Source organism: Rhodococcus sp. NPDC076796 (assembly GCF_040702765.1).
Classification (GTDB): domain Bacteria; phylum Actinomycetota; class Actinomycetes; order Mycobacteriales; family Mycobacteriaceae; genus Rhodococcoides.
The window spans coordinates 18,449-39,465 of sequence record NZ_JBFBMS010000014.1 but is presented as its reverse complement, the minus strand read 5'-3'; the positions used below and the strand labels follow the sequence as shown (position 1 = coordinate 39,465).

Annotated in this window: 18 protein-coding genes and 1 pseudogene; 1 reads left to right on the top strand and 18 read right to left on the bottom strand. The window is 65.5% G+C overall.

Annotation, left to right across the window (positions count from 1 at the left end):
- Positions 1–34 precede the first annotated feature (34 nt).
- Positions 35–187 (bottom strand): annotated as a pseudogene (locus AB0366_RS25045) (LacI family transcriptional regulator); the annotation flags it as partial.
- 164 nt (positions 188–351) lie between these two features.
- Between AB0366_RS25045 and AB0366_RS25040 the strand changes: the two are divergent.
- Entirely contained in the window at positions 352–786 is a 435-nt protein-coding gene (locus AB0366_RS25040) for a hypothetical protein (protein WP_366246372.1), read from the top strand.
- A gap of 128 nt (positions 787–914) precedes the next feature.
- Here the strand turns inward: AB0366_RS25040 and AB0366_RS25035 are convergent, their stop codons facing one another.
- The 17 genes from AB0366_RS25035 to AB0366_RS24955 form a co-directional block, all read right to left on the bottom strand.
- Positions 915–1,535 (bottom strand): hypothetical protein, encoded by a 621-nt coding sequence (locus AB0366_RS25035; protein ID WP_366246370.1) that lies wholly within the window; start codon positions 1,533–1,535, stop codon positions 915–917.
- A 37-nt stretch (positions 1,536–1,572) separates the two neighbouring features.
- Positions 1,573–3,345, bottom strand: a complete 1,773-nt coding sequence (locus AB0366_RS25030) for a TraM recognition domain-containing protein (protein WP_366246369.1) — start codon at positions 3,343–3,345, stop codon at positions 1,573–1,575.
- A complete protein-coding gene (locus AB0366_RS25025) occupies positions 3,342–3,629 on the bottom strand; it encodes a hypothetical protein (protein ID WP_366246368.1) in 288 nt (95 codons plus the stop codon). Before AB0366_RS25025 ends, AB0366_RS25030 begins: the two co-directional genes overlap by 4 nt.
- Positions 3,630–3,635: 6 nt before the next feature.
- Positions 3,636–4,469, bottom strand: a complete 834-nt coding sequence (locus tag AB0366_RS25020) for a hypothetical protein (RefSeq protein ID WP_366246366.1) — start codon at positions 4,467–4,469, stop codon at positions 3,636–3,638.
- Positions 4,466–4,705: a hypothetical protein gene (locus tag AB0366_RS25015; protein WP_366246365.1), complete on the bottom strand. Its 240-nt coding sequence runs from the start codon at positions 4,703–4,705 to the stop codon at positions 4,466–4,468. Before AB0366_RS25015 ends, AB0366_RS25020 begins: the two co-directional genes overlap by 4 nt.
- A complete protein-coding gene (locus tag AB0366_RS25010; protein ID WP_094653611.1) occupies positions 4,702–6,216 on the bottom strand; it encodes an ATP/GTP-binding protein in 1,515 nt (504 codons plus the stop codon). The genes AB0366_RS25015 and AB0366_RS25010 overlap by 4 nt, the downstream gene beginning before the upstream one ends.
- A 31-nt stretch (positions 6,217–6,247) precedes the next feature.
- A complete protein-coding gene (locus tag AB0366_RS25005; RefSeq protein WP_032391689.1) occupies positions 6,248–7,822 on the bottom strand; it encodes an SCO6880 family protein in 1,575 nt (524 codons plus the stop codon).
- A 28-nt stretch (positions 7,823–7,850) separates the two neighbouring features.
- Positions 7,851–10,127, bottom strand: coding sequence for a hypothetical protein (locus tag AB0366_RS25000; RefSeq protein WP_366246362.1), 2,277 nt, complete (start codon positions 10,125–10,127; stop codon positions 7,851–7,853).
- Between the two features lie 17 nt (positions 10,128–10,144).
- A complete protein-coding gene (locus tag AB0366_RS24995) occupies positions 10,145–10,885 on the bottom strand; it encodes a hypothetical protein (RefSeq protein ID WP_032391687.1) in 741 nt (246 codons plus the stop codon).
- A 66-nt stretch (positions 10,886–10,951) separates the two neighbouring features.
- The gene (locus AB0366_RS24990; protein WP_052053388.1) at positions 10,952–11,365 is read right to left on the bottom strand and encodes a hypothetical protein; all 414 of its coding nucleotides are present in this window, start codon (positions 11,363–11,365) and stop codon (positions 10,952–10,954) included.
- Positions 11,366–11,411: 46 nt separating this feature from the next.
- The gene (locus tag AB0366_RS24985; protein ID WP_366246361.1) at positions 11,412–12,809 is read right to left on the bottom strand and encodes a ParA family protein; all 1,398 of its coding nucleotides are present in this window, start codon (positions 12,807–12,809) and stop codon (positions 11,412–11,414) included.
- 50 nt (positions 12,810–12,859) lie between these two features.
- Positions 12,860–13,534 (bottom strand): hypothetical protein, encoded by a 675-nt coding sequence (locus AB0366_RS24980; protein WP_366246360.1) that lies wholly within the window; start codon positions 13,532–13,534, stop codon positions 12,860–12,862.
- 55 nt (positions 13,535–13,589) lie between these two features.
- A complete protein-coding gene (locus AB0366_RS24975) occupies positions 13,590–14,255 on the bottom strand; it encodes a hypothetical protein (protein ID WP_052053386.1) in 666 nt (221 codons plus the stop codon).
- The gene (locus AB0366_RS24970; protein WP_155291220.1) at positions 14,252–15,883 is read right to left on the bottom strand and encodes a M23 family metallopeptidase; all 1,632 of its coding nucleotides are present in this window, start codon (positions 15,881–15,883) and stop codon (positions 14,252–14,254) included. The genes AB0366_RS24975 and AB0366_RS24970 overlap by 4 nt, the downstream gene beginning before the upstream one ends.
- Positions 15,884–15,976: 93 nt before the next feature.
- Positions 15,977–18,100: a cutinase family protein gene (locus AB0366_RS24965; protein WP_366246359.1), complete on the bottom strand. Its 2,124-nt coding sequence runs from the start codon at positions 18,098–18,100 to the stop codon at positions 15,977–15,979.
- A 3-nt stretch (positions 18,101–18,103) separates the two neighbouring features.
- Positions 18,104–18,772, bottom strand: coding sequence for a hypothetical protein (locus AB0366_RS24960; protein ID WP_230598239.1), 669 nt, complete (start codon positions 18,770–18,772; stop codon positions 18,104–18,106).
- Positions 18,773–18,819: 47 nt separating this feature from the next.
- Entirely contained in the window at positions 18,820–20,001 is a 1,182-nt protein-coding gene (locus tag AB0366_RS24955; protein WP_206497647.1) for a hypothetical protein, read from the bottom strand.
- Positions 20,002–21,017: the final 1,016 nt, after the last annotated feature.

Genomic DNA, 21,017 nt, shown 5'->3' with positions numbered 1-21,017 from the left:
GAGCTCCGTGCGTCTTCCGAGCCGGGCGGTATCCGACTTGCGCTACTGCGGTAGCCACACGTTGCCTCGTCTCTGGCGACAGCAAGCCGGGGCGGTTGAAAAAGTTGCTCACCGTATCGCGCTTCACGTCCGCGAGCTCACACACCCTCGCGATCTGATGCTCTGTCGTCGGCCTGCCAGCAGGCATGATCCTCCTAAATATTTCCACGTAAGTAGTTGCGTAATCCCTCTGCCGAGCCTACGCTTCCGACAGCGACTTACGTGAAAATACACGCGAAAATGAGAGGTAGTTCGAAATCGGTCGCCGATCACGGTCTGTCCTGACATGCAACGCCATCGGAAGGCACGCTCATGAAACGAAGGTTGAAGATCGCAATTCTCGCTGCTGGATTCAGTACGTCGCTGGCGTTCATCTCGCCCGCGGCAGCCGACGCAGCACCTCAAGAAGCGTGGACAAATTGCGGTGACTACATCTGCACCACGTACTTCACCAAGGCGCAGACCAAGGCCTACGCGAACTATTTCAACGGTGTAGCCGGAACCACCGGTCGCATCGCTGAGGGCGCGTTCTGCGGGTTCGCGCTAGCTCCAGTGAACAAAGTCCTCGCCATCATCGGTGCTACGAGTTGCCCGGAACTGACCGCTGACTACAACGTCAGTGCCTGGAAGTCCGCCAGCAATGATGCAGTGCAGGCGGGCGGTTGCCTACAGGCTGAGAAGTCGAGGAACGGCAATCCGGTGCTCAAGCCCGGCTACACGACCCACCCGTCGTACTGCCGAGGCTGACAACCGCGTTCACACGAAAGATGCGCCGGTCGAGCAGAACTCGACCGGCGCATCTTTCGTGTGCAACACCAAGACCAGCAGAAGAAACGTTCAGCGCTCAAGGTTGCACGATGCAACATGTCATCCAGTCATGGAGTCTCGTGGGCCTGGCGGTACTGCTCGGCGTCGTCGTCGTACTCCCAACGAGCTCCGAGAATCTCGACGGCGCTGAAATCGTCGGCAGGATCTTCGGCGACCGCTGTACCGCGATCGATCATCTCGATCACTTCGTCCATCGTCAGCGTCGACGGAGACTCACCGGTTGTATCGGCGGCCGAGTCGTCGACGGGTGCGTGGTGCGGTCGGGCGTCGACGTCGGCGGCGATGAACTCCGCCAGATCGCTGTCCGTCGGTGCGGGGGAGGGCAGATAACTGCATACCCCGCTTCGGCAGTCGTTGAAGCTGGTTACGGTGCCCAGTCTCGCTACCAGGGGCCACAGCACCTGGTAGTGCCAGGCGGACAGACCGCCGTGGTAGAGGTTCTTCTTCTGGAGTTGGTAGACCTCGCGGTGCGCGTACATCGCGGCGGTCAGCTCCTCGACCAGCGCAGGATGCCTGAACCAGCAACCGAGAATGTGCCGACTTCCCAGGTCGTATCGGGCGCGCATCCACTGCACCCACGGAGCCAGTTCAGACCACAGCTCGGTTGCGCCGGCCTGATCGAGGTATCGCCAGTCCGCAGGCCCAGGTGTGTACTTCGGCAGGGTCACCGGACTTCACCGCAGCCGGTCAGCGTTCTGCACCGGATCATCGGATCGACTCCTTGCCCTCACAGAAAGCATCGAACGCTGCCTGGTTTGCTCGCACCCGCTGTGCGAGCGCAGGTACATCCCACACGGCGGGAACGTGCAGTTTGATCGGTTTGGCGTGCCGGTAGATCATCAACGCTTGATCGTCGGGCATTTGCGCAATCTCATTGCCCGCCATCACCGGAACCGAACGAGGACCCGACATCCGCGACGCGCTCATGTACTCGTCGCGGGTCCCCAGAGCCCGCGAAATGGTGGCCAACTCGTCGCCGTCGCCGAGACCGGGCAGGTAGATCCGCGCCGGCGAATCCGTGGACAGTCGGCGGCCACCTATTCGGCCCCACCGATCCTCGTTCTGCAACGCCGAATGCACCCCGGCCCAGATCTGGATTCCGCGGCCGCCGGAGTCGGTGATCAGCGAAGGCATGTTCGGAATGGCGGCGACGTTGTTCATCTCGTCGAGCACCATCCGCAGGGGCGGGTCGATCTTGTCGTCGGGCTGAGTGAGGCCGTGCGTCTTGGCGACGTGGTAGAGCTCCGCGGACAGAACGGTGGTGATCGCGGCCGCCGATGCGCTCCCGCCTTCCGAGATCAGGTAGACGGTGTTACGGCCCTCGGTCAGGAGCGCGTGCAGGTCCGCTGACTCGCTGCGCGGCACGTTGACTGCCCGCATCAGCTTCGGTGAGGCGAGAGGCTCGAGCAACCGGGTGCACGCACTGATCACGTCGTCGGACGAGTCGGACTTCGAGTCGAGAGCTTGGCTGAGGTCGGCATCCCAGTCCGGAAGATCGGCCGCCAGCACGTCGCGCACCGCTCGCACGTCGCGAGAGGAGGCCCACATCCGCAGTGTCACCAGATCCTTGTCCAGTACGGCAGCGGCGTAGAGGTAGCCGCGCATCAGCATTGCCGCTTTTCCGTTCCAGTAGCCGGAGTTGCTGGTTCCGTCCATCGGCATCGCCTGCACCAAGGCCTCGGCGCGGCGCATCGCGACCTCGGGATCGTCGCAGCCATCGAGGATCGACCAGCGCATCTTGTTCGGATACACCGTGAGATTCTCCGGATCGAAGACCTCCACGTCTCCGAGTTCGCTGCGTTCGGCCCATGTTGCCCGAAGGAGGTCACCGCGGGTGGACGTGGCCACCACAGGGCCGGTCGCGTCGACAACGGCCCGCCAGAACATGCGCCACGTCTTACCGGCGCCGGTTGGACCCTCGACGAGCACACCGTCGCGATACTGCAGGAACACCCCTTGTTTCTTGTTGTCGTACAGGCTGCCGATTCGAGTGGTCTCGGACGCGGCATCGATGCGGCGCAGTGGGACGTCGGCGAGGCCGAGCCGCGTCTTCTTCGCTTTCGCCGCTGCGCTCTTCTCGTCGACGCCGGCGCGGCCGAGTTCCTTCACGTCGGCGAATCCACTCGCTCGTACTCGTCGAGACACTTTGCGGGCCATGTTTTTCGACGAGATGATCGCGCCGAGAACGATGCAGGCGGCCGCGACGACAGCGATGCACAGCCATGTCAGGGTTGGGCCGCCCGGGCGAGATCCGGCCGGCCACGCCGATGCGGGGTCGCCGGGACTTCCGAACAGACCGGTCACCACCGGGATCACCCCGTAAACGCCGGCGGGCAGAGCCGGGCCGGTTCCGGCGACGAGACCTGAGAGGTAGCCGCCGCCGACCACGGAGACGAGCGCACCGGCGACGAATCCGACGACGGGGCCGGTGCCGTACGGCAGAACCGGGGGAGTGGGGCGAGGCTCTGGTGTAGTCATCGGAGGTCCCGATCCTGTTCTGCGAGTGCCTGTAGGGCTGATTCGTGCAGCGCGGCCCAATCCTCGTTCTCGAGGAGCGTGGAGGTGCCACGTCGCCCGATCTCGACGACGGTGGCGGTCAGGGCCCGGTTCGCTTTCTCGGCGAGTTCGGTACCGACTGGACTGTCCATCAGCTGCGCGAAAGTGACCACGCGATCTTGGTTGAACAGCCGCAGCTCGAGGTCATCGTCGCTGAGGCGAGATAGATCGTCGGCGTCGGGTGTGCTGGTGGGGGGTGTGTTCATGGCGGGTCAGTCCTTCGCAGTATCGAGCAGTGCGGGTGGTGTGTTGAGAAATCTGCGGACTAGATCGGTGCCGGAAATTAGGGCGGGCGACGGCGTCGACCGACGCTGCATCGTGACCGCGTTCAGGGCGTTCAGGGCGTCCAGCTCGTCGGTGAGGCGAGCCGTCGTCTCGGCGTCGCGCAGCGGATCGAGCGCGCTGATGTTGGCGCGTAGCTCGGTAATGCGGGTGTACCGCTCGATCGCGTCGCGGTCACCGTCGCCGAGATCGGCGGGGTGGTGGATCTGAATGCGGCCCTGTGATGGTGCCGGCGAGATCTCGCCGCCGAGCCGATAGGCAAGTACACCCGCAACCCGCTCGGCGTTGTCGGCTGAGTAGATACCCACCAGTGAACGCGAATCCGGCAAAGGAACCGGTCGCCTCGTGCACACGTGCACCTCCACTGCGCCGGCGTCGTTCTCCCGCGAGGGATGGACCGGCGAGGCCACAGCGGCCGCCAGCGTGGAGATCTCCGCCGACAGGGCCGCCGGCAAAGGGAACTGTGCGCGGCGGACACCGATCTCGTAGTCGGCGAGCGAAGCCAAGGCGCAGGCCAACTCGGCTACCGACCCTGTCACCGACACCTCGTCGATCGACTGGAACGAGTTCGCATCGGCCGAGGCCACCGCGAAGGCGGAGAAGTCGAGCGAGAACCACGCGTCGCCGCCTGCAGCGGCCCGTGTCAGAGCGAACGCTGCCGCGGTCGAACGGGAACGAAACAGTCGACGCGATGCTGTGCTGCCCGCCCCGTCGAGGGCAGTGAAGTCCAGTCCGACCAGCGACGGTGAGTGCAGAGTCATCATGACTTCCGTTCCGAAACTGTCAGTGAGGCATGGGTATCGACGTCACCGCGGTGTCGTTCGATCGCGGGGACCACGAGGAGGACGAGCAGAACGACGAACGCGACCGCTGCGACGGCCGTGAATATCAGTGGCCACCCGTGCGTCATCGCGGCAAGCCACTCCCAATCCGGTGTCGGGCCGCATACGCAGTTCAGCGCCCGGTCGCCGAGCGGTTCGATGACAGTTCGATCGATCATGCGGCTGCTCCCTTGATCACTTCGTCGGTGTCGGTGAGTTCGATCTCCAGATCCGAGCGCACGTGCTCCATCAGGATCGGATCGGCGTTGCCGTACTTGACCAGGCAGTGGCCCTTGGCGAGGGACATGATGATCTCGGTCGACCCGGGGGGAAGGTGATACATGCGGGCGGTTTCTTCGGCGTCCTCGACTCGGTCCTGCCCGTAGAGGAACACGATCCCGGCTTCTTTCATCAACGCTCGCGCCGGGGATTCAACCGGTAGGTCGGAGATGTGGTGGAACGCCGACACGGTCGACAGGCCGAGTCCGCGAGATAGTTTCATGTTCTCGCGGAACACTTTTCCGGTCGAGCCGTCGGCGACGTGCCAGCCTTCCTCGACGAGGAGCAAGGTCTGCATATGCCGGGCAGAGCGGGAGGCGAGCACGTTCGCGAGCCAGGTGTTGATCACCGTCATGATCACGCGCAACGCCGGTCCCTTGTTCGGCAGCGCGGACACGTCGAAGTGCACGAACGGATGGTCGAGTGCTTGGCGGACCTCCGGTGAGGTTGCGCCGTCGACGAGCCCTTTGAGGTCACCAAGGCAGAGTTCGCGCAGTGCCAGACCGGGATTGAGACCCCACCGGCGCGATTCCTCCGACCACAGCTGACCGAACGTCGCTCCCGCGCCCTCCGTAGGGTTGAGCAGCTCTTCGGCGAGCTCCATCAGGATCGGTTCACGGTCCTCGTGGGCGGCGCGAGCGTTGACCACTTGCAGAGCCAACCCGAGGGCCGCTTTCTCGGTCTCGATGAGCGTGCGACCCATGGTGTCCTCGATGACCGCGCCGACGAGCGCTTCCTGGCCGGCCGGGGCGACACCGTCGGTGCGCTCGACTCCGGTGGCGATTGCGGGGTCGAGCAGGTTGATGCGCATTCCTGTTGTCCCGGTGCGGAATCGGATGGACTGAGCGCCCATCGCGTCGGCGATGCCGCTGTATTCGCCTCCCTTGCTGCCCTGGCGCTTCTTGTCGATGACTACGACCTGTCGATTCGGGAGGGCGAGCTGGCGAACACACATCGCGGTTTTGATCAGGGAGGACTTCGCCTTGCCGATGTCGCCGATGATGGCGATGTTGATGTTCTCGATCTCCGAGCCGTAGAGGGCGAACGGGTCGGTGATCACTCCTGACTGACTGATCTTGTTCAGTCCCGTCAGCAGGCCCTCGTGACGCACGGAGCGGCGCATCGTCGCCAAGTTCAGCGCCTCACCTTGTCGGGTGGAGGTCCAGGCACCTTCGGTGCGTAGTTCGTACCAACCCCACCGGTCGAGCCACTTCTTCCGTGTCGGTGGGTGCCGGCGGGCGGTGATCAATCCGGCCGCTTCGGCTGCGCCGAGCGCAGCAGCGGTGTCGGCTTGCGCTTGCAGGTCCACTGCGGTGCGTTTGGCGCGCAGTGTCAGGTGGAACAGTCGCCGCTTGCGAGGGCTGGCGGCATGACCACGCCGCCGGTCCGTCTTGTGTTGAGTGCTGGTCATTTCTCTCGCCTCGATCGTCTCTGGGTCCGGCTCAGCGGACGCGGGTCCATTTGGTGGCTGCGAGTCCGCGGCCGAGGGGCAGGGTGACGAACGCGGCGACGTCGTGGCGGTTGTCCTGCCACTCGATCTCTCCGATGCCGCTGTCGTCGGCTGCTTGTGCGACGCGGGTGCAGGCGCGCAATGCGTCGTCTTCGTCGCGGCCGGTCACCGACACTGCGAGGGTGTAGATCATGCCGTGGTGCTGACTGCCGGGCTTGAGGTCTGCGCGGCGACGTCCGGATTCACTGAGCTCAACCTCAGAGGTGCCGTCGGTGGTCTTGCCTTTGCGCTCCTCCGCGATCTGCTTGGCTTCGTCCTGGGTGACGTCCTTCTTCGCGGCCTCGCGGGCCTTGGGGGCGTCGACGAAGTCCATTCGTGCGATCACGGTCCGGATCGTGGGTGCGGCGGGGATTTCGTCGTCGCCGGCGTCGGGTTCGACACCGGTGAGCAGTGTCGCCAGCCACAGGGGACCGAGTTCGACAGGTTCGATCGAGGACGGGGGGATGACTCCGACGCGGGTGTGCCATTGGCCGGCGATCTCCACCGAGTCGTCGCGCCCGATGTAGGAGGGCCAGCAGTTCTCCCACCGCACGCCCTTGTGCGCGTCGAGGGGGTAGCTGGGGTCCTGGAACGCCCGTAGAACCGCGCACGCGCGCTGTTCGCCGTAGACCTCCACCCGGCCCATTCCCGCGCGCTCCAGAGCGCTGACGGCCCGCGCGGTCTCGTCGCGGATGACCTGTGCGATCCCGCCGACCAGCGCGGCGTCCTTACGGCGTGCGATCCGGCCGGCTTCGGTGAGGAACGTGGTCGACTTCGGGAAGATCAGTACTGCGTAGGACCGGTGTTCCTCCGAGTAGGGGCTCATGCGGTCGATGAGTTGCCCGTAGGAGCGGACTGCGGGAATCAGGGCCAGGTCGGGGTCGCCGGCGGCGATCTGGTCGCTCACCCAGTTCTCGTGCGGCACCATGTCGGCCGGGACACTGCGGTGCAGCAGCTCCAGACCGCGGATGAACGACGAGCGTTTGGCGAAACCGGCGAGAACTCGCCCGAACGCGGACGAGGTCACTGCCCACGCGGCGTCCCCGCGCAGGCCTTCGGCGAGGCCTTGCATGGCGATGAGCACCGAGTAGTAGTTGTTGTCGCCCGGGGTGCGGTGTTCGACGATGAACATGTCGTCGAGTCCGGTCCCGGTTAGGTCGACCGGTTCGGCGCGGTAGAGCGGAACCGGGATCGTCCACCCTGGGTCATGATCGGGGTTGCCGTATCGCGGGTCGGTGGGCGAGACCCACACGTGTTCACCGGCTTTGCGGCGTCGACGGTTGCGAATGGTCTTGACCTTGCGTGCCGCGTAGGACTCGCGGAGGCCGAAATCGAGTGTCGCGCAGAGGACCGCGACGATCAGGACCACGTCGATCGCCAACGTCCACAGACTCTGGCCGACGACGAAGACCAGGAACAACGCCAGAATCAGCGTTGCCGTCCATGCCATCACCACCGGTTCGGGAAACGGAAGGATGCCCTTGCGGGCGAGCTGGCGGCCCAGTACTGCGGTGCGTTGCTCACTCATTTGCGGTCCTTGTCGTCGCGATAGGTCATCAGTTGTCGCTGTCTGCGTGCTCGGGGGCGCTCTGTGCGGCCGAGCCGGCCTTGTTCATCGCAGCGCCTGCCGCCGAGAGCGCGATCGGTGCAACGACAGTGGCCGCTCCTGCCGCTGCGCCCGCGGTCTTTCCCGCGGCCGCGAGCAATTTCGATTCCGATCCGCCGGCCTTCGCGCCGCCGTGCCCGCCGCCGCGGCCGCTGCTGATCCCTCCGGACCGCGACGCGGTCTGACCGCCTTGGCCGGCGTGCGTCGACGACGCCGAGGATCCGCGACCGGACCCGGTCCCTCCTGAACCGTGTGATCCGTCGCTGCCGGACGTACCGCCGGAATCTCTGCCCGGTGCCCCTGCTGCTCCGGCGTTCTTCGAGGCGACACTGCTTCCGCCTCCTGCTCGCTGCTGGTACATCCCGGCGCTCGACCCGATTGCCTGGCCGGTGGCAGATCCGCTCGACCCGAAATCGGCGGAGTCCGCGGACGTCGGCAGGATCGGGGAGTACTTGAGCAACGCGAACGGGGCCAACCCGATCATCACGAAGCACACGGCGATCAGACCGAGATCGCCCAACGATTCGAGTTCGCCGTCGTCGGCCACCGCCCCCGCGGCGGCGACGTTGATCACCGAGAAGATCGCGGCCAGGATGACGAACATCAGCGGCTTGGACAACACGATGCCCAGGAACATCATCACCGGCCGCAGCGCTTTCTTTCGCCACGTCGGGTGGACCCACATACCGAAGGCGATACCGCACACCACCGCCAGCACCGGAAGTGCTGCCGCGTGCATGAGGAACCCGAAGAACATCGCCAGCGCACCGAGGAACAGCAGCAGGAACCCGGCGATCGCCGCGATCGCCCCACCGACGAGTGTGGCATCGGTCAGCGGGCCTAGAACGGAAGAGACGTTGTCGATCACCTCGTCGGTGGTGGTGCCGAGGACCGCGATCAGCGACACCGACAATTCGTGGGCCAAGGAGATGATCAGCTGTGCCATCGATGGAGCGAAGAGCATCATCATGATTCCGGCCGGGGCGTAGCCGAACAGATCCTTGGCCAACTCGGTTCCGGGTCTGCTCCCATCCGATGATTTGTGGATGGCGAGCATCGTCATCAAGACGAGCACCAGAATGCCCAGACCGGTCGACATCGCGTACACAGCAACGAATTCCGGCTGTCCGGGGTCGAACTCTCCGATCCCGGCAAGTCCGTGCAGCACCGATGTGGTGATGGCGATCGCGGAACTCTTGAGCTTGTTCGCCCACGAGTCGATGACGTCGGACGGGTCCTTGACGAAGTCGACGATGTCCGAGACGGTGCCGACGGTGTTGTCCCAGACCCAGGAGAATCCGTCGACGTACATCTTCCCGACCTTGTACTGCGGGGTCGATTTGAACGCCGATTCGAGGGTCTCGCTCAGGCGGTCACTGAAGCTGGTGTTCTGGTCGATCCAGTTCATGGTGCCGCCGAACAACTTTCCGATGCGGACATTCCATTGACCGCACGTGATCTGGTCTTGTCCAGGTGTGGATTTGTCGCAGTTGACGTACATCGCGTGCATGCACAACGAGGCCGGCACGCCCTCGGCGCAGGCGTCGGTCCAGGCCTGGTCGGGAACCTGGTCGGCGTTCGGCTGCGCTTTCATCTCGGCGAGCGAGGCCGCATCGGGAGTCGAGGCCCAGTCGAAGCCCCACGTGCTCGAGGTCTTTGTCGTCCACCGCGCAAGGTCTTCGCTGCACGTCGGTGCCGGCGGCTGCATCGACGAGTCACCCGCCGGGTACACCGGCGGGTAGAACGCTTCGAGAATTGACTCGTCTGTGATCGACAGAGCAGCCGTACGGTTCTGCTCGACCCCCAGATCGATCCCGGTCGTGGCGGTACCGACGGCACCGGCGTCGACGAGAACGCCGATCAGGACGGGGTTTTTCTTGAACGACACTTCTGCCGCCCACCGCGTGAGCCGGTCGTTCTCGCTGGCCGTCCAATACAGCAAGCGGCCTTCCTCGTTCATCACCGCACCCACGTACTGGCCCATGTCGCCGCCCTTGTCCTTGCAAGGGCCGGTGAACCACGGCGCTGCTTTGAACTCATCGGTGCCGGCGATGTACTTGCGCAGATCCGCAGGAAACGTCTCGGGTAGCTTCTTGGCCGACGTCGTGGCAGGTGGGCCACCGGGACCTGGAGCCGGTACAGCGGTAGGTTCTGCAGCCGCGGGCCACGCGAGCCCCGCGGCCGCGATGACCACCACTGCGATCGTCAACAGAATCTTTCGCCACATCGAAGGCCAGCCCCTCATCAGTTCACGTAGAAGGTGTAGAAACCGTTCGCACCCGGCTTGGACAGCGGGGAGTCATCGGCGGGGAACTGAGCCTGGTCAGCTGACGGGCCAGTCTGGAACTTCCAGTCCTGCGCCTTCCAGTCGTCGTTTTCCCAGGACAGAGTCACGGTGCTGGTGGAGTAGACAGTCAGAATTCCGACCTTGTCACTCCCCTCACTGACCGGTGTCTGGCCCACTCCCATGCCCCATACCGACACCGTCGCCTTGTCTTCTGTGAAATCGGTGACCGTGACGATCAACGGGACATTGTTGACGGTGCCGCCTGTCTCTTCCCGGTTACTGGAGATCTCGATGACCTCGGTCAGAGCTGGGGTCGGCGTGGACGACACCGCCACTTCCTGCAACTTCTGAGCGTCGATCCGACCCGCGTAGGTCTGACCGTTGGCCTGGATGAAGTTCACGGCCGCGGTCTGCGCCCCCTCCTGATCGCGGGTGTAGCCGGCTGGGATGCCGTCGATGGTGGTTGTCGGTCCGTGCGCTGCGCGAATCGCATCCGACGACCCGTTACCGTCTGCGTCGTCGCCACCGGAGACCATCAGGCTCACGACGAAGGCGAGAACCAGCGCGACGCAGACAGCGATCAACGCCAGAACCCACTTCGGTAGACCGAACAGTCCCGATCCGGAGGATCCGGACGTCGATCCTGTGGCTCTGGTGGTGCCGCTGCTGGTGCCGACGGCGGAGAAATCTCGTGCCATGTCAATTCTTCTCTCTTGTATGGAATGCGTTGGTAGCAAGGGGTATTGGCCCTATGCCGGTGGTGATCAACCCTGACTGGTGACGAAGATGATCGCGCCGATGATCACAGTCACCGCAGACAAGGAAGCGAAGGCTATCCCGGACACTTTCGCCTCGCCCATCGCGTCGGTCATCTCCGCTGCGTAGCCACCTGCTTTGGCGGCACGCATCTTGTAGATCGCGACCATCAGTTTCACTGCGGTAGCGCCGAGCAGGACCGCCCAGATCGAGGCGATGACACGAGCCCAGACGTTGTTGAACGCAGGGCCGAGGAAGGTCAGCGACGGCGTGATTCCTTCGAGAGGGTTCCCGGTCTGCGCGGCGGCGGGTGCTGCGAGCACGATCGCCAACCCGAGCGTGCCCACGGTGACAGCGGCGGTCGTCGCCGCTCTCCGCAGAGCTGGCCGCGGTGGTGGTGTCGTGGGGGTGGATTCGGTCATGAGGTGGGTCCTTTCGTATGGGGGTCGAATTGCGATGGCGGAGTGCTCAGCCCGGGCGGCCGGATCGGGGTTGTACCGCCCGAGGTCGCCACTGCTCGTGTGGTTCCTGTGGAAGTCGAGGGGGGTATTGGTTGTCCGGTGCGTCGTCTTCCCACCCTCTCGGTGGGGCCACCGGCGGGCGTCGGTCCGGTCGCCGCGCTGCCTGCGATGGACGCGTGAACTCCTGCGGTGCATAGGTATCGGCGTATTGGGCGGTACGTTCGTAGGCCGCTGTGGCCAACGCGTCCGCGATCTCGGCCGCTACGTTGGTGTACGCCTCGACCGTCGCCGGGGCCAGCTCGCGGTACTTGATGCGCTGGCCGCTGGCGAACACCGGTTCGTACGGCACCCGCATGATGGTGGTGACACCCAATTGCCCGAACTCGGCGACGATGGCGTCCTCGAGTGCGGGGTCCGAACCCGGTGTCAGGACCGTCAGCACTACCGCGCTGCGCACGAGGTGCTCGTAACCTCGTGCTGCGATCCCGTCGAGCATGGCCAAGGCCTGAATGGCCATGTCGCGGCGAAGCGGTAGCGGGATCACCAACAAGTCCGAGTGTTGCACTGCCCATTGCCAATTGCTGGCTAGCGCATTGTTTCCGGTGTCGATGAAGATCAGGTCCCGGTGCCGACGCAGGACAGCCATCAATGCTGTGCATTCGTCCCAACCGATACCGCGCTCTCGGCTGGTGGATCCGTCGGCCGCGAGAACTTCATCGTGCGTGGGCTGCAGGCGTAGGTAGTGTCCCAGTGCTCCCGAGACCGCATCGGAGGAGGCGAGAGCGTGCGCGTTCTCCAGGATGTCCCACGGGCCGAGCTCTGGGTCGGTGGTGCGTTCGGCGCGGTGGCCGAGGGTGCCGGTCGACTCGTTCGCGTCCCACGCGACCACTCCGCGGCCGCGATGCAGACCGAAGGTGTTCGACAGGGCTGTGGTGGTGGAGGTTTTGCCCGCGTCACCTTTGAGGCTGACCACCGAGACGACCATGCAGCCGGGTAGGGGCTGCTGTACGCGGCGCACGGATTGGCGGAACCGGTCCTCCGCGGAGTCCGGTACCGGCGCTCTCTTGAGTCCGAGGGCGGCATTGATTCGCCCCCGTAGTCCCCATTCGGCGGGGCTGGAGTCGGTGTCGGTGTAGCCGGCATCGAAACCGCGACCCACGTACTCCGCCGGCACAGCGGTCAGTGGCTCTTCGTTCGCTGCCAGCGCATCCTGGCCCACTTCGTAGGGGTCGGCGAACAAGTTGTCGTTCTGGTTGTCGTCGTCGACGGAGGGAGCGCCGTCATCGATGGGGGCTGGGTCGAGTTCGGGAGGGCTTTGGCGGCGCAGTCGTTGCCTGCGAAGGTCGACGGTCTTTTCCGCGTCGTAGTTGTCGCGAGGCTCGCTGTAGGGGTCAGGAGTACTCATCGGAGTTCCTTTCGGGGAAGAGGTGTTTCCGGGGTCGTCATCGCGCTCTGTCATTGGTCGTCAGGTGCCTGGTCGTCGGTCTCCTCGTCGTCGACGAACAGATCGGAGAGCCGAATCGCCTGCCACGCTTGAAAACCGGGCTCCTCGCACCACTGTGCGGCGGGGTTGTCGTCGGTGATGTCGAGGTCGAGGGACACCCCGTGTTTGGCGGCGACGCCGGCCAGAGCGGTCCCGTCGATGTTCGGGTTGCTGATGTGCAGCAACAGTCGCACCGCCGGGACGTCTGCCTCCTCGCGTGCTTTGCCGGCCAGGAAGATGGCCTTACCGGCGGCCGAGTCGTCGGCGGAGTCCTGGTTACCTTTCTTGAACACCGCGTCGTTGCGGTGAAACGTTCCGTACCAGGCGGCGTCGTCGACGGGACTGACAACGGCGAAGCTGCCGCGTTCGTCACCTGCTGCGAACAGTTCGACCAGCGGTGCCGATGCGGCCGATGCGGCTATGGCGTCTCTGCGTTCGATGGCTTCGCGGTTCCGCAAACTGTCGTAGTCGAGGTCGAGTTGCTTGAGCAGTTCTCGTTTGACTTTCGGCCACATCGTTCGTGAGAGAAGGTCGTTCGTCTTCGCCCACGCCCGCAGTGCAGCGGAGTCGCTGGTGCGCAGATCTTCGGCGGCCCCGCGTACGGCTGCGGCTGCGGCTTCCCATTCGGTGGCGGCGGATGTGGTCATGGCGTGTCCTTTTCTCGGGCGGTGAAAAGCGGGTGGTGAACAGGGGCGAGGCGGGTCAGCGTTCGGAGATCTTCTCGACCTCCCACCGGTCGCCGGATGCGTTGCGCAGCTGTACGTTCGCCCCGACCTTGCGGGTGCCAACGACTTCGCCGTCGGGTGTGCGGGCGGTCTGGGTGATCTCGAAGACCCGGTAGGCCTCGCTAGGGGTTTCCTCGGGTACCGATGCTGTCGAGGGGTCGACTTCGACGGCGACCACCGCGCCCTCTGCGGCCCATTCGAGCCACTGGCCACCCGGCCCCGATACCGCTGAGGTGGCGGTGATCGAGTCGGCGAAACGATCCGTGAGCAGCGGGGTCGATCGCTGCGCCGCGTCGTTCGGTCCGGTGTCGGTGTTGGTGTTCCAGCCGAACCACACCGTCAGGGCGGCGCGGGCGACAGCGTCGGGACTGGTGAAGTCCACTCCCGCTGCTTCGGGCGGCAACGATGCCGCCGGCGGGCGAGACGACGTCGGAGCGGCCTGCGACGTCGTCGGGCTCTCGCCGGGGTTCCACTGTTGTGCTGGCGCTGCTGGCGTCGTCGACGTCGCTACGGCGCTCTCACCGGACGACCCGCATCCGGTGAGTACCAGGGCAGCGGCGGCGGCGACGACCAGTAGTGGTCCGCGGGCCGAGAGGGCATTGCGTCGAGAGTTCATGTCCTGGTTCTCCTGGTGGGTTCTCATGCGGCGACAGCGGTGTCGGCGGCGAAGGCGGATGCTGCTCGCTGGGGAATGTTGCGGACGTAGGCGAGGGTTTCTGCGTTCTGACAGACCTGGCCCTGGCCGAGCGTTGCGCCGGGCCCGCAGTTGTACATCGAGAGGTAGAGCTCGGTCAGGTCGCCGGTGAGCGCTCCGGATGCGAGTCCGTCTGCTGCGATCGCCGCGAGCTCGCAGTCGTAGGCGGCTTGGGTCATCACCGCATCGGGGATGCTGCGGGTGTCCTTGGTACCGTCTCCGTCTCCGTCGACCGCCTTCGCGGCCCATGTGCCGGGGATGAACTGAGTCGGTCCGTCCGCCCCGGAACCGGCGTTGTGGGCCTCGACGTCGAACTTGGACTCGTTCTCGATCTGTGCGGCGATGATCGGGGCGCTGACCTGTGGGCACGTCGCGGCGGCCTTGACGATCCACGGCTCGAACTCTGGTGGTGTCGAACCGGGTTTGAGTAGCCCTCCGCCCGATCCGGGGGCCGGAACTCCGGCGCAGGGACCGGACGGGGCCGCGGATGCTCCCGCGCCGCCGGGGGCTGGGCCGTAGAGCTGGCCGGGCACGGGGTATCCGTGTCCGATGGTGGTGACGTGGACGTGATCGAAATGGTTCTGGGTGGGAGATCCCCGGTCCTCCATCAGGTTGCCTTCGCCGGATGCGGGACGGTACTGCTGACGCCAGATGATGTATTCGACCTGGAAGAGGTCTTTGTTCGCCATGACGTAATCGGCGATACGGTCGCCCAACGCGATGCCCTCGGGTGAGTCGAAGGCCGGAATCATGATGTCGGCGGCGCGGCCGGACGGGTGATCGTCGTAGCTGTCGACTGGACGCCACCCACCGATGGTGTCGACCTCCGGGAAGGTCGCCGCGACGGCACGGGCGATGCGCACGGTGTCGACCTGCCAGTGCTCCTCCGAGCCCTTGTCGGCAGGTAGTGGGGCCATCTCGCCGCCCGCTGTCAGCGGCGTCGTTGCGGCCGCGAGCTGTACCGGCGCGGGGGGCGGTGTGGCGTCGCTGCCGGTGGCGGCCGCGCCGTGCTGATCGAGCCACGGGACCGGGTCGATCGCCTTACCGCCGGAGAGGCGACCGCCGGGGACGACCTCGAAATGCAGGTGTGCGCCGGTGGATTCGCCGGCGTTGCCAATGTTGCCGATGTGTTGGCCGGCGGTGACGGTGTCGCCTGTTTTGACTAACACGCCGTCGTCGAACATGTGGCCGTAGACGGTGGAGAGCTTGCTGCCGTCGATCTCGGTGTCGACGATGATCCAGTTGCCGAATCCGCTGGCCGGTCCAGCGGCGACGACCACGCCGTCCGTGGCCGCGAGTATCGGGGTGCCGACGGGCCCGGCGAAGTCGACGCCTTCATGCATGGTTCCCCACCGGGGACCGAAGCCGGACGTGAGCTGGTACTGCCCGGCAGGGACCGGCACCGTCACCGACCCGGTGGCGGCCGGGGTCTGCGAGCGGGTCGGGATGCAGTCGGCCGCAGTCGGTTTCGGGTTGTCGCTGCCCATCACCACTGCGCCGACCAGCATGACCAGGGCCGCGACAACTGCGGCCCCGGCCTTCATGCCGGTCTTGGTGGAGCTGGACTGCGTGCCCATTGCCGAATGTCCTTCATCTGGTGGTGAAAGTGCGAAGTACTTGCGGTGTTGTGTTCTGGCAGAACAGGTGTTGGTGCTGCGGCCCGTTCCCGGTCAGCCGCCGATGGCTTTGGTGTAGATCTCGACCATTTCCTGCAGGGCGGTGCTCTGGCCGTCGACGAGCCACTGTCCGTAGGACTCGTGCACCCGCGAACCCAGGAAGCTCGCCGCAGTGACACCCGCATCGACCAACTGGCCCAAGGCGGCCGCGTCCGGGGAGGTCACGGTGGCCAGAGCCGAATTGCCGAGCCCGACGAGGTCGCTGCTTTGGGCTTGGCTGCTCATCAGTGCGGTCATCGCGTCGGTGGGTGCGTCGAGCTGGTCGGCGGACATCTTCTGGCTCGGCATCAGGACACCGAGTGCGACGTTGGCGAGGTCGATTCCGATGGGTAGTAGTTGACCCAGGGCGAGCAGGTTTCCGGTCTCGACGACCTGCCATGCCACCTCTTGGAGCTGGCCGACGTCGCGGGCGAGCCGGATGACGTCGACGTTGGCGAGCAGACCGGCCACCATCGATGTGGCGGCTGCGGTGCCGGAGGGGTCCGGAATCAGGCTGATCAGTCGCGCGATCGACGACAGGTCCACCCCGGCGGCCATCTTCACCAGCGGGGAGAGCTGATTGTTGAGCTCACCCGAAACCCGGTGTGCCTCTTTGATGTTGCCGGAGAGCAGGAAACCGGGGAGGGCCTGGAGGTTCGCGGCGACGCCGTTGTAGTCGACCGATGTCACCCCTGTGACCACGCCGAGGACCTGGTTGATGATCGTGACCGGCTTGATCGCGGACAGAACCGATGTCGCTGTCGCGAGCTGATCGGCGGGAGTGCTCGCCAGCGGTGCCACGCCGGTGCTCAAGGTCTGCGCGGGACCGGACAGGGCCGCGAACGTGCTCGCGGCATCGGTGGGCGTCGATCCGGACGGTGCAATCGAGGTCGAGCCGGCCAGGGCCGACGCGCCGGACAGAACAGAGCTGGCCAGGTTCACCACCTGGTCGGCAGCGCCGACGATCTTCGGGATGTCGACCTGATCGAGCGCGTCGACGACGCTGCTGGTCGCAGCTTCCGGAGATCCTTCGGCGGCCGTACGCAGGCCGTCGCGGGCCGCGGGGTTCGCCGCCATCCACGACTGTGTCTGGGCGACCGGGGCGAACGTACCGGCCAGGAGCTTGGCCTGCTGACCGATCTCGGCGATGTCGAGGGCCGACGAGGTCGAGGTCGGCGCGCCGGCGTTCTGCAGCTTGTCCACCGATGCCGCCAGCGAGCTCGCGGCACCCGGGGCTGCGGAAAGATCAGCGAACCCGTAGTCGGAGGTGACTGCGTTCAGGAACGTCGATGTTGCATCGGTGCCGGTGCCAGACGTCGGCGGGGTAGGGGTGGTGCTTCCGGTCGTGCTCGAGGTGGGAAGCGTCGATGCTGCGGTGGACTGTCCAGTTGCGCTGGTGGTGGTCACGTCGGTGTCGGGTGTGGGGCCGGTGGCTCCTGCGGCGGTCTCGACCGTGCCCGGTGGGTTGGCGAGGATTCGGCCGAGCGAGGCCAGGAACGAGTTCGAGGACGTCTCGGTGTTGCAGTACTTGTCGTCGGGGTGGCAGATGTCGAAGACCTTCCCCGACAGGGCACCGAAGCCGCGGGCGTCGGGTCCGCCGATGCCTTGACCTGCCAGTATGGGGCCGACTATCTTCGCTCCGGCGGTACCGCGCTTGGGGTTGGCCAGCAGGGCAACCGCGAGCACCGACGCCGGCGGCGTCGGACCTGACCCGGCTCCGATCTCGACAGCCACATCGTTGGCGATCTGCGCTCCCTGTGAGTAGCCACCGAGGACGAACTTCGATCCGGGGCAGCGGGAGATCGCGTCGACCGTCGCCCGATCGCCTTCGGTCTTCGACGTCGCGTACGTCATGCCGGACTGGAGGAACGCCTGGGCGGGGTACGAAGGGTAGACGACCTGGATCTGAGATCCGTACCGGCGCTGCAACTCCTGCCCGACTTGGCCCAGCATCCCGGCGGGTTTGGTGGGGTCTGCGTCGGCTCGGGTTTCGGTGGTTCCCGGTGCCAGGACCGCCACGAATCGCGCGCACGGTGACCCGGCAGCGGGTGCCGCCGAGGCGACCGGGGCCGCGAGGGACAGTGCGGTGGCCACGGCGGCGGTCAGGGCGGCGAGTCGGACGGAGTCGGCACTGCGCATGATCTATTCCCCTACTTCGGTGATCGATTCGATGAGATGACGCCCGTCGACCACGGAGGTGGTGACGCGCTGGGTGCGGTACTTCGGGCCGGGTGTCCCGTCGGGTTGGACGAGACTGACGGTGAGGGTGAAGAGCCCGGGCAGAACCGGGTCGAGGTCGAGGCAGTATTTCGACCCGACCGGGGTCTCGGCGATACCGATATCGAGGTTCTCGACAGTGGTGAACGGCGGGGCGGCGGGGGAGATGAGCTCGAACGCGGCAGCGCCGGACCGTTCGACGTACAGGCGGTGCTCGAATGCCCTGATGGCGTTCTCGCCGCTGTCCTGCCCACCTGCGGGCATCGAGCAATCACCCTGCGCTGATTCGGCAGGAGCAGGTGACGGTGAGCTTTCGGAAGGAGGTGAGGTGTCGGTGGACGTCGACGGCGCGGTCGTTGTCAGTGCATCGGCCGGCAGTGGGCCCTTCGCGGGTGCCGAGTCGTCACCGGTGGCCACGATGACGCCGGTAACGACCGCAGCGACCGTGACCGCTGCGCCGCCGAACAGCAGGGCTGCTCGGCGACGACTGCGGTCACGGGATCCGGACGCGGCGCTGGCCGGTTGTGGTCGTCTCGGCGATCGGCTCGGGCCGGTTGCGCTGACTATCGACGAACCTTGCTGGCTTCGCACCATGATCGATGAATCCTTTCTGGCACAGATGAATCCGGGGGAAGTGAGGATCAAGCGGGGACGAGTGCCGCCTGCAGGCCTGCCAGGGCTGCGTTGGCCTGGTCGACGATCGGAGCAGCGGCGTTGTTGACCGCGGCGACTGTCTCGGCCACTGCGGGCTGTTCGAGTGCGGTCGAGGTGAATCCCTGTACGGCCTCGTACGCGGGCTCGGTCCACACCTGCGCATCGGTCACTGCCTGATCGACGGCCTTCTGGACACTGGGGGCATCGATGGTCAGCGGCGCGGCAGGCGGTGCCGGCACGCTCTCGGGTGCCGGGAGCGGTGCAGGCTCTTCGATGATCTGCTGCTCGCCGCCGAGGACGGTTGCACCGAGGACGCCGCCGAGGACTGCTCCGGCACCGGTCAGGCCCAGCACGATCGGTGCCGACAGCGCCGCGCCGACCCCGGCACCTGCGAGAGCTGCTGCACCGGGGATGAACACCCAGCCGACCGGTCCGCCCCAGACGATCGCACCGGTGCCGGTGGTAGCGGCGACACCGAGTCCGCCGCCGATGGCAGCGGCGGTGCCGGTGATGACTGCGGCCGGGACCATCGATGCCGCGAGGCCGACAGCGCCACCGGTGATGACACCGGTCGCGGTACCCGCTGCGATACGGTCGGCGCGGGGAGCATCGGCGAATCCGTTGCCCACCAGCCAGTTTCCGCCATCGGCTTGTATTGCCTGGGTGGTGTTGTTGAACTGCTCGACGAAATTGCGGTCCACGATGTTCGGGTCGTACGGCACGAGTTCACCGCCGACGAGGAAGTAACCATCAGGTGCGTCGATCGGAGCAATGACGGTGCGCTGCACCGTCGGGACCGGCGGTGGGGGCGGCGGAGTCGCCTGCAGAGCCGGGGGCGCTTCGCTCGGGGCAGCCTGCGGAGCAGGGGCTTCGTAATAGGTGTTCTGGTAGTACGTGGACTGCTGATTGCCCGCCAGGTAGTCGTCGTAACTGCGTGACGGGGTTTGCTGGACCTGGGGTGAGGGCTGGTAACCGGGTAGGTACTGACGTTCTTCCGGCGCGGCCGGCGGCGGGGCGACCGGCGCCGTCTTCGGTGCGCCCGTGACGCCCGGCTGCGATTCCTGCGGGGCGATGACCCCCGGCTGCGACGGAGCGGCCTGAGCGGGAGCGGCCTGCATGGTCAGGCCTGCGATCGTCACCGCAGCCATAGCGGGCAACGATTTGATCACCCGCCCTCGTGTCTTGGATGAGCGGTGCTGTCCGGAGCCCGATGTTGCTGGCATTGTGTGTCGATCCCTTCCTGGTGCGACCCGGCGTTCGGGTCGTTCTGGTGAATGCGATTGCAGAGCAACCGTTCTGGCGACAATTGGTTCTAGATCAAGTGAAAGAAGTGGATGGGTGCGTGCGATCCGTAGGTTGTGGGCCAGTCGCACGCACCCATCACGTGCTAGTGCCTCAGAACCAGCCGAAGACCGTCTGCCAGAACCAAGGCTGAGTGAAAATCCACATCGGGTATCGAAATCCTCTCTGTGAGAACGGGTATGAGTTCGCGGTTGATGTCCCGGCGGGGTCGCGCAGCACCGAACATGATGAAATGCGCTTACTGCACGACCCTCGCGCCGGTCCACCGGTCGAGCTACAGGGCGTCGGGGAGCTCCTGTAGCTCACGACTGGGCGTCAAAACGGTGACCCCAGCCGAGACTGGGAGGGTCAGGCCACCTGGTTGAACTGGATGTCGCGGCGAGGTTCGTTGGCGGGACGGCGGAACGCCTTGTCCACGTCGGTCCATTCCCCGATCAATTCGCCGGTCTCTTCACACCGAAGTTGGTGTGTGGAATGCGGAGTTGAGGGCAGTGAGCACACAGCGAGACCGTGGACTCGGTCGTTCACGGCGCTGCACTGATTCGAGTGCGAGGACGCGGCTGCTGGTGTTTGCAGGGTCTGTGAATGACTGGACAGCACAGTTGCGTTCCGTTCCGGGGCGCTACGTGCATCGACGTCCGTTAGGCTGAGAATGCCCATGTAGACGCGACGTAGTCGCACCCCTGTCTGCTGGGTCGGCCCTCGTGGATGCGCTTTGCGGACGCCAATCAGCTACGCGCACCACGGGGGTTCTTCTTTGTTCGGGTTCTGTGCTAAACCTTACTTCGACAGTCCGGTTTAAACAACCCGTGATAACCAATCTGTTTTACGACTACATTATGTGCTACCAGGAATAGGCGGGTGACATTGTGACTCACCGTGG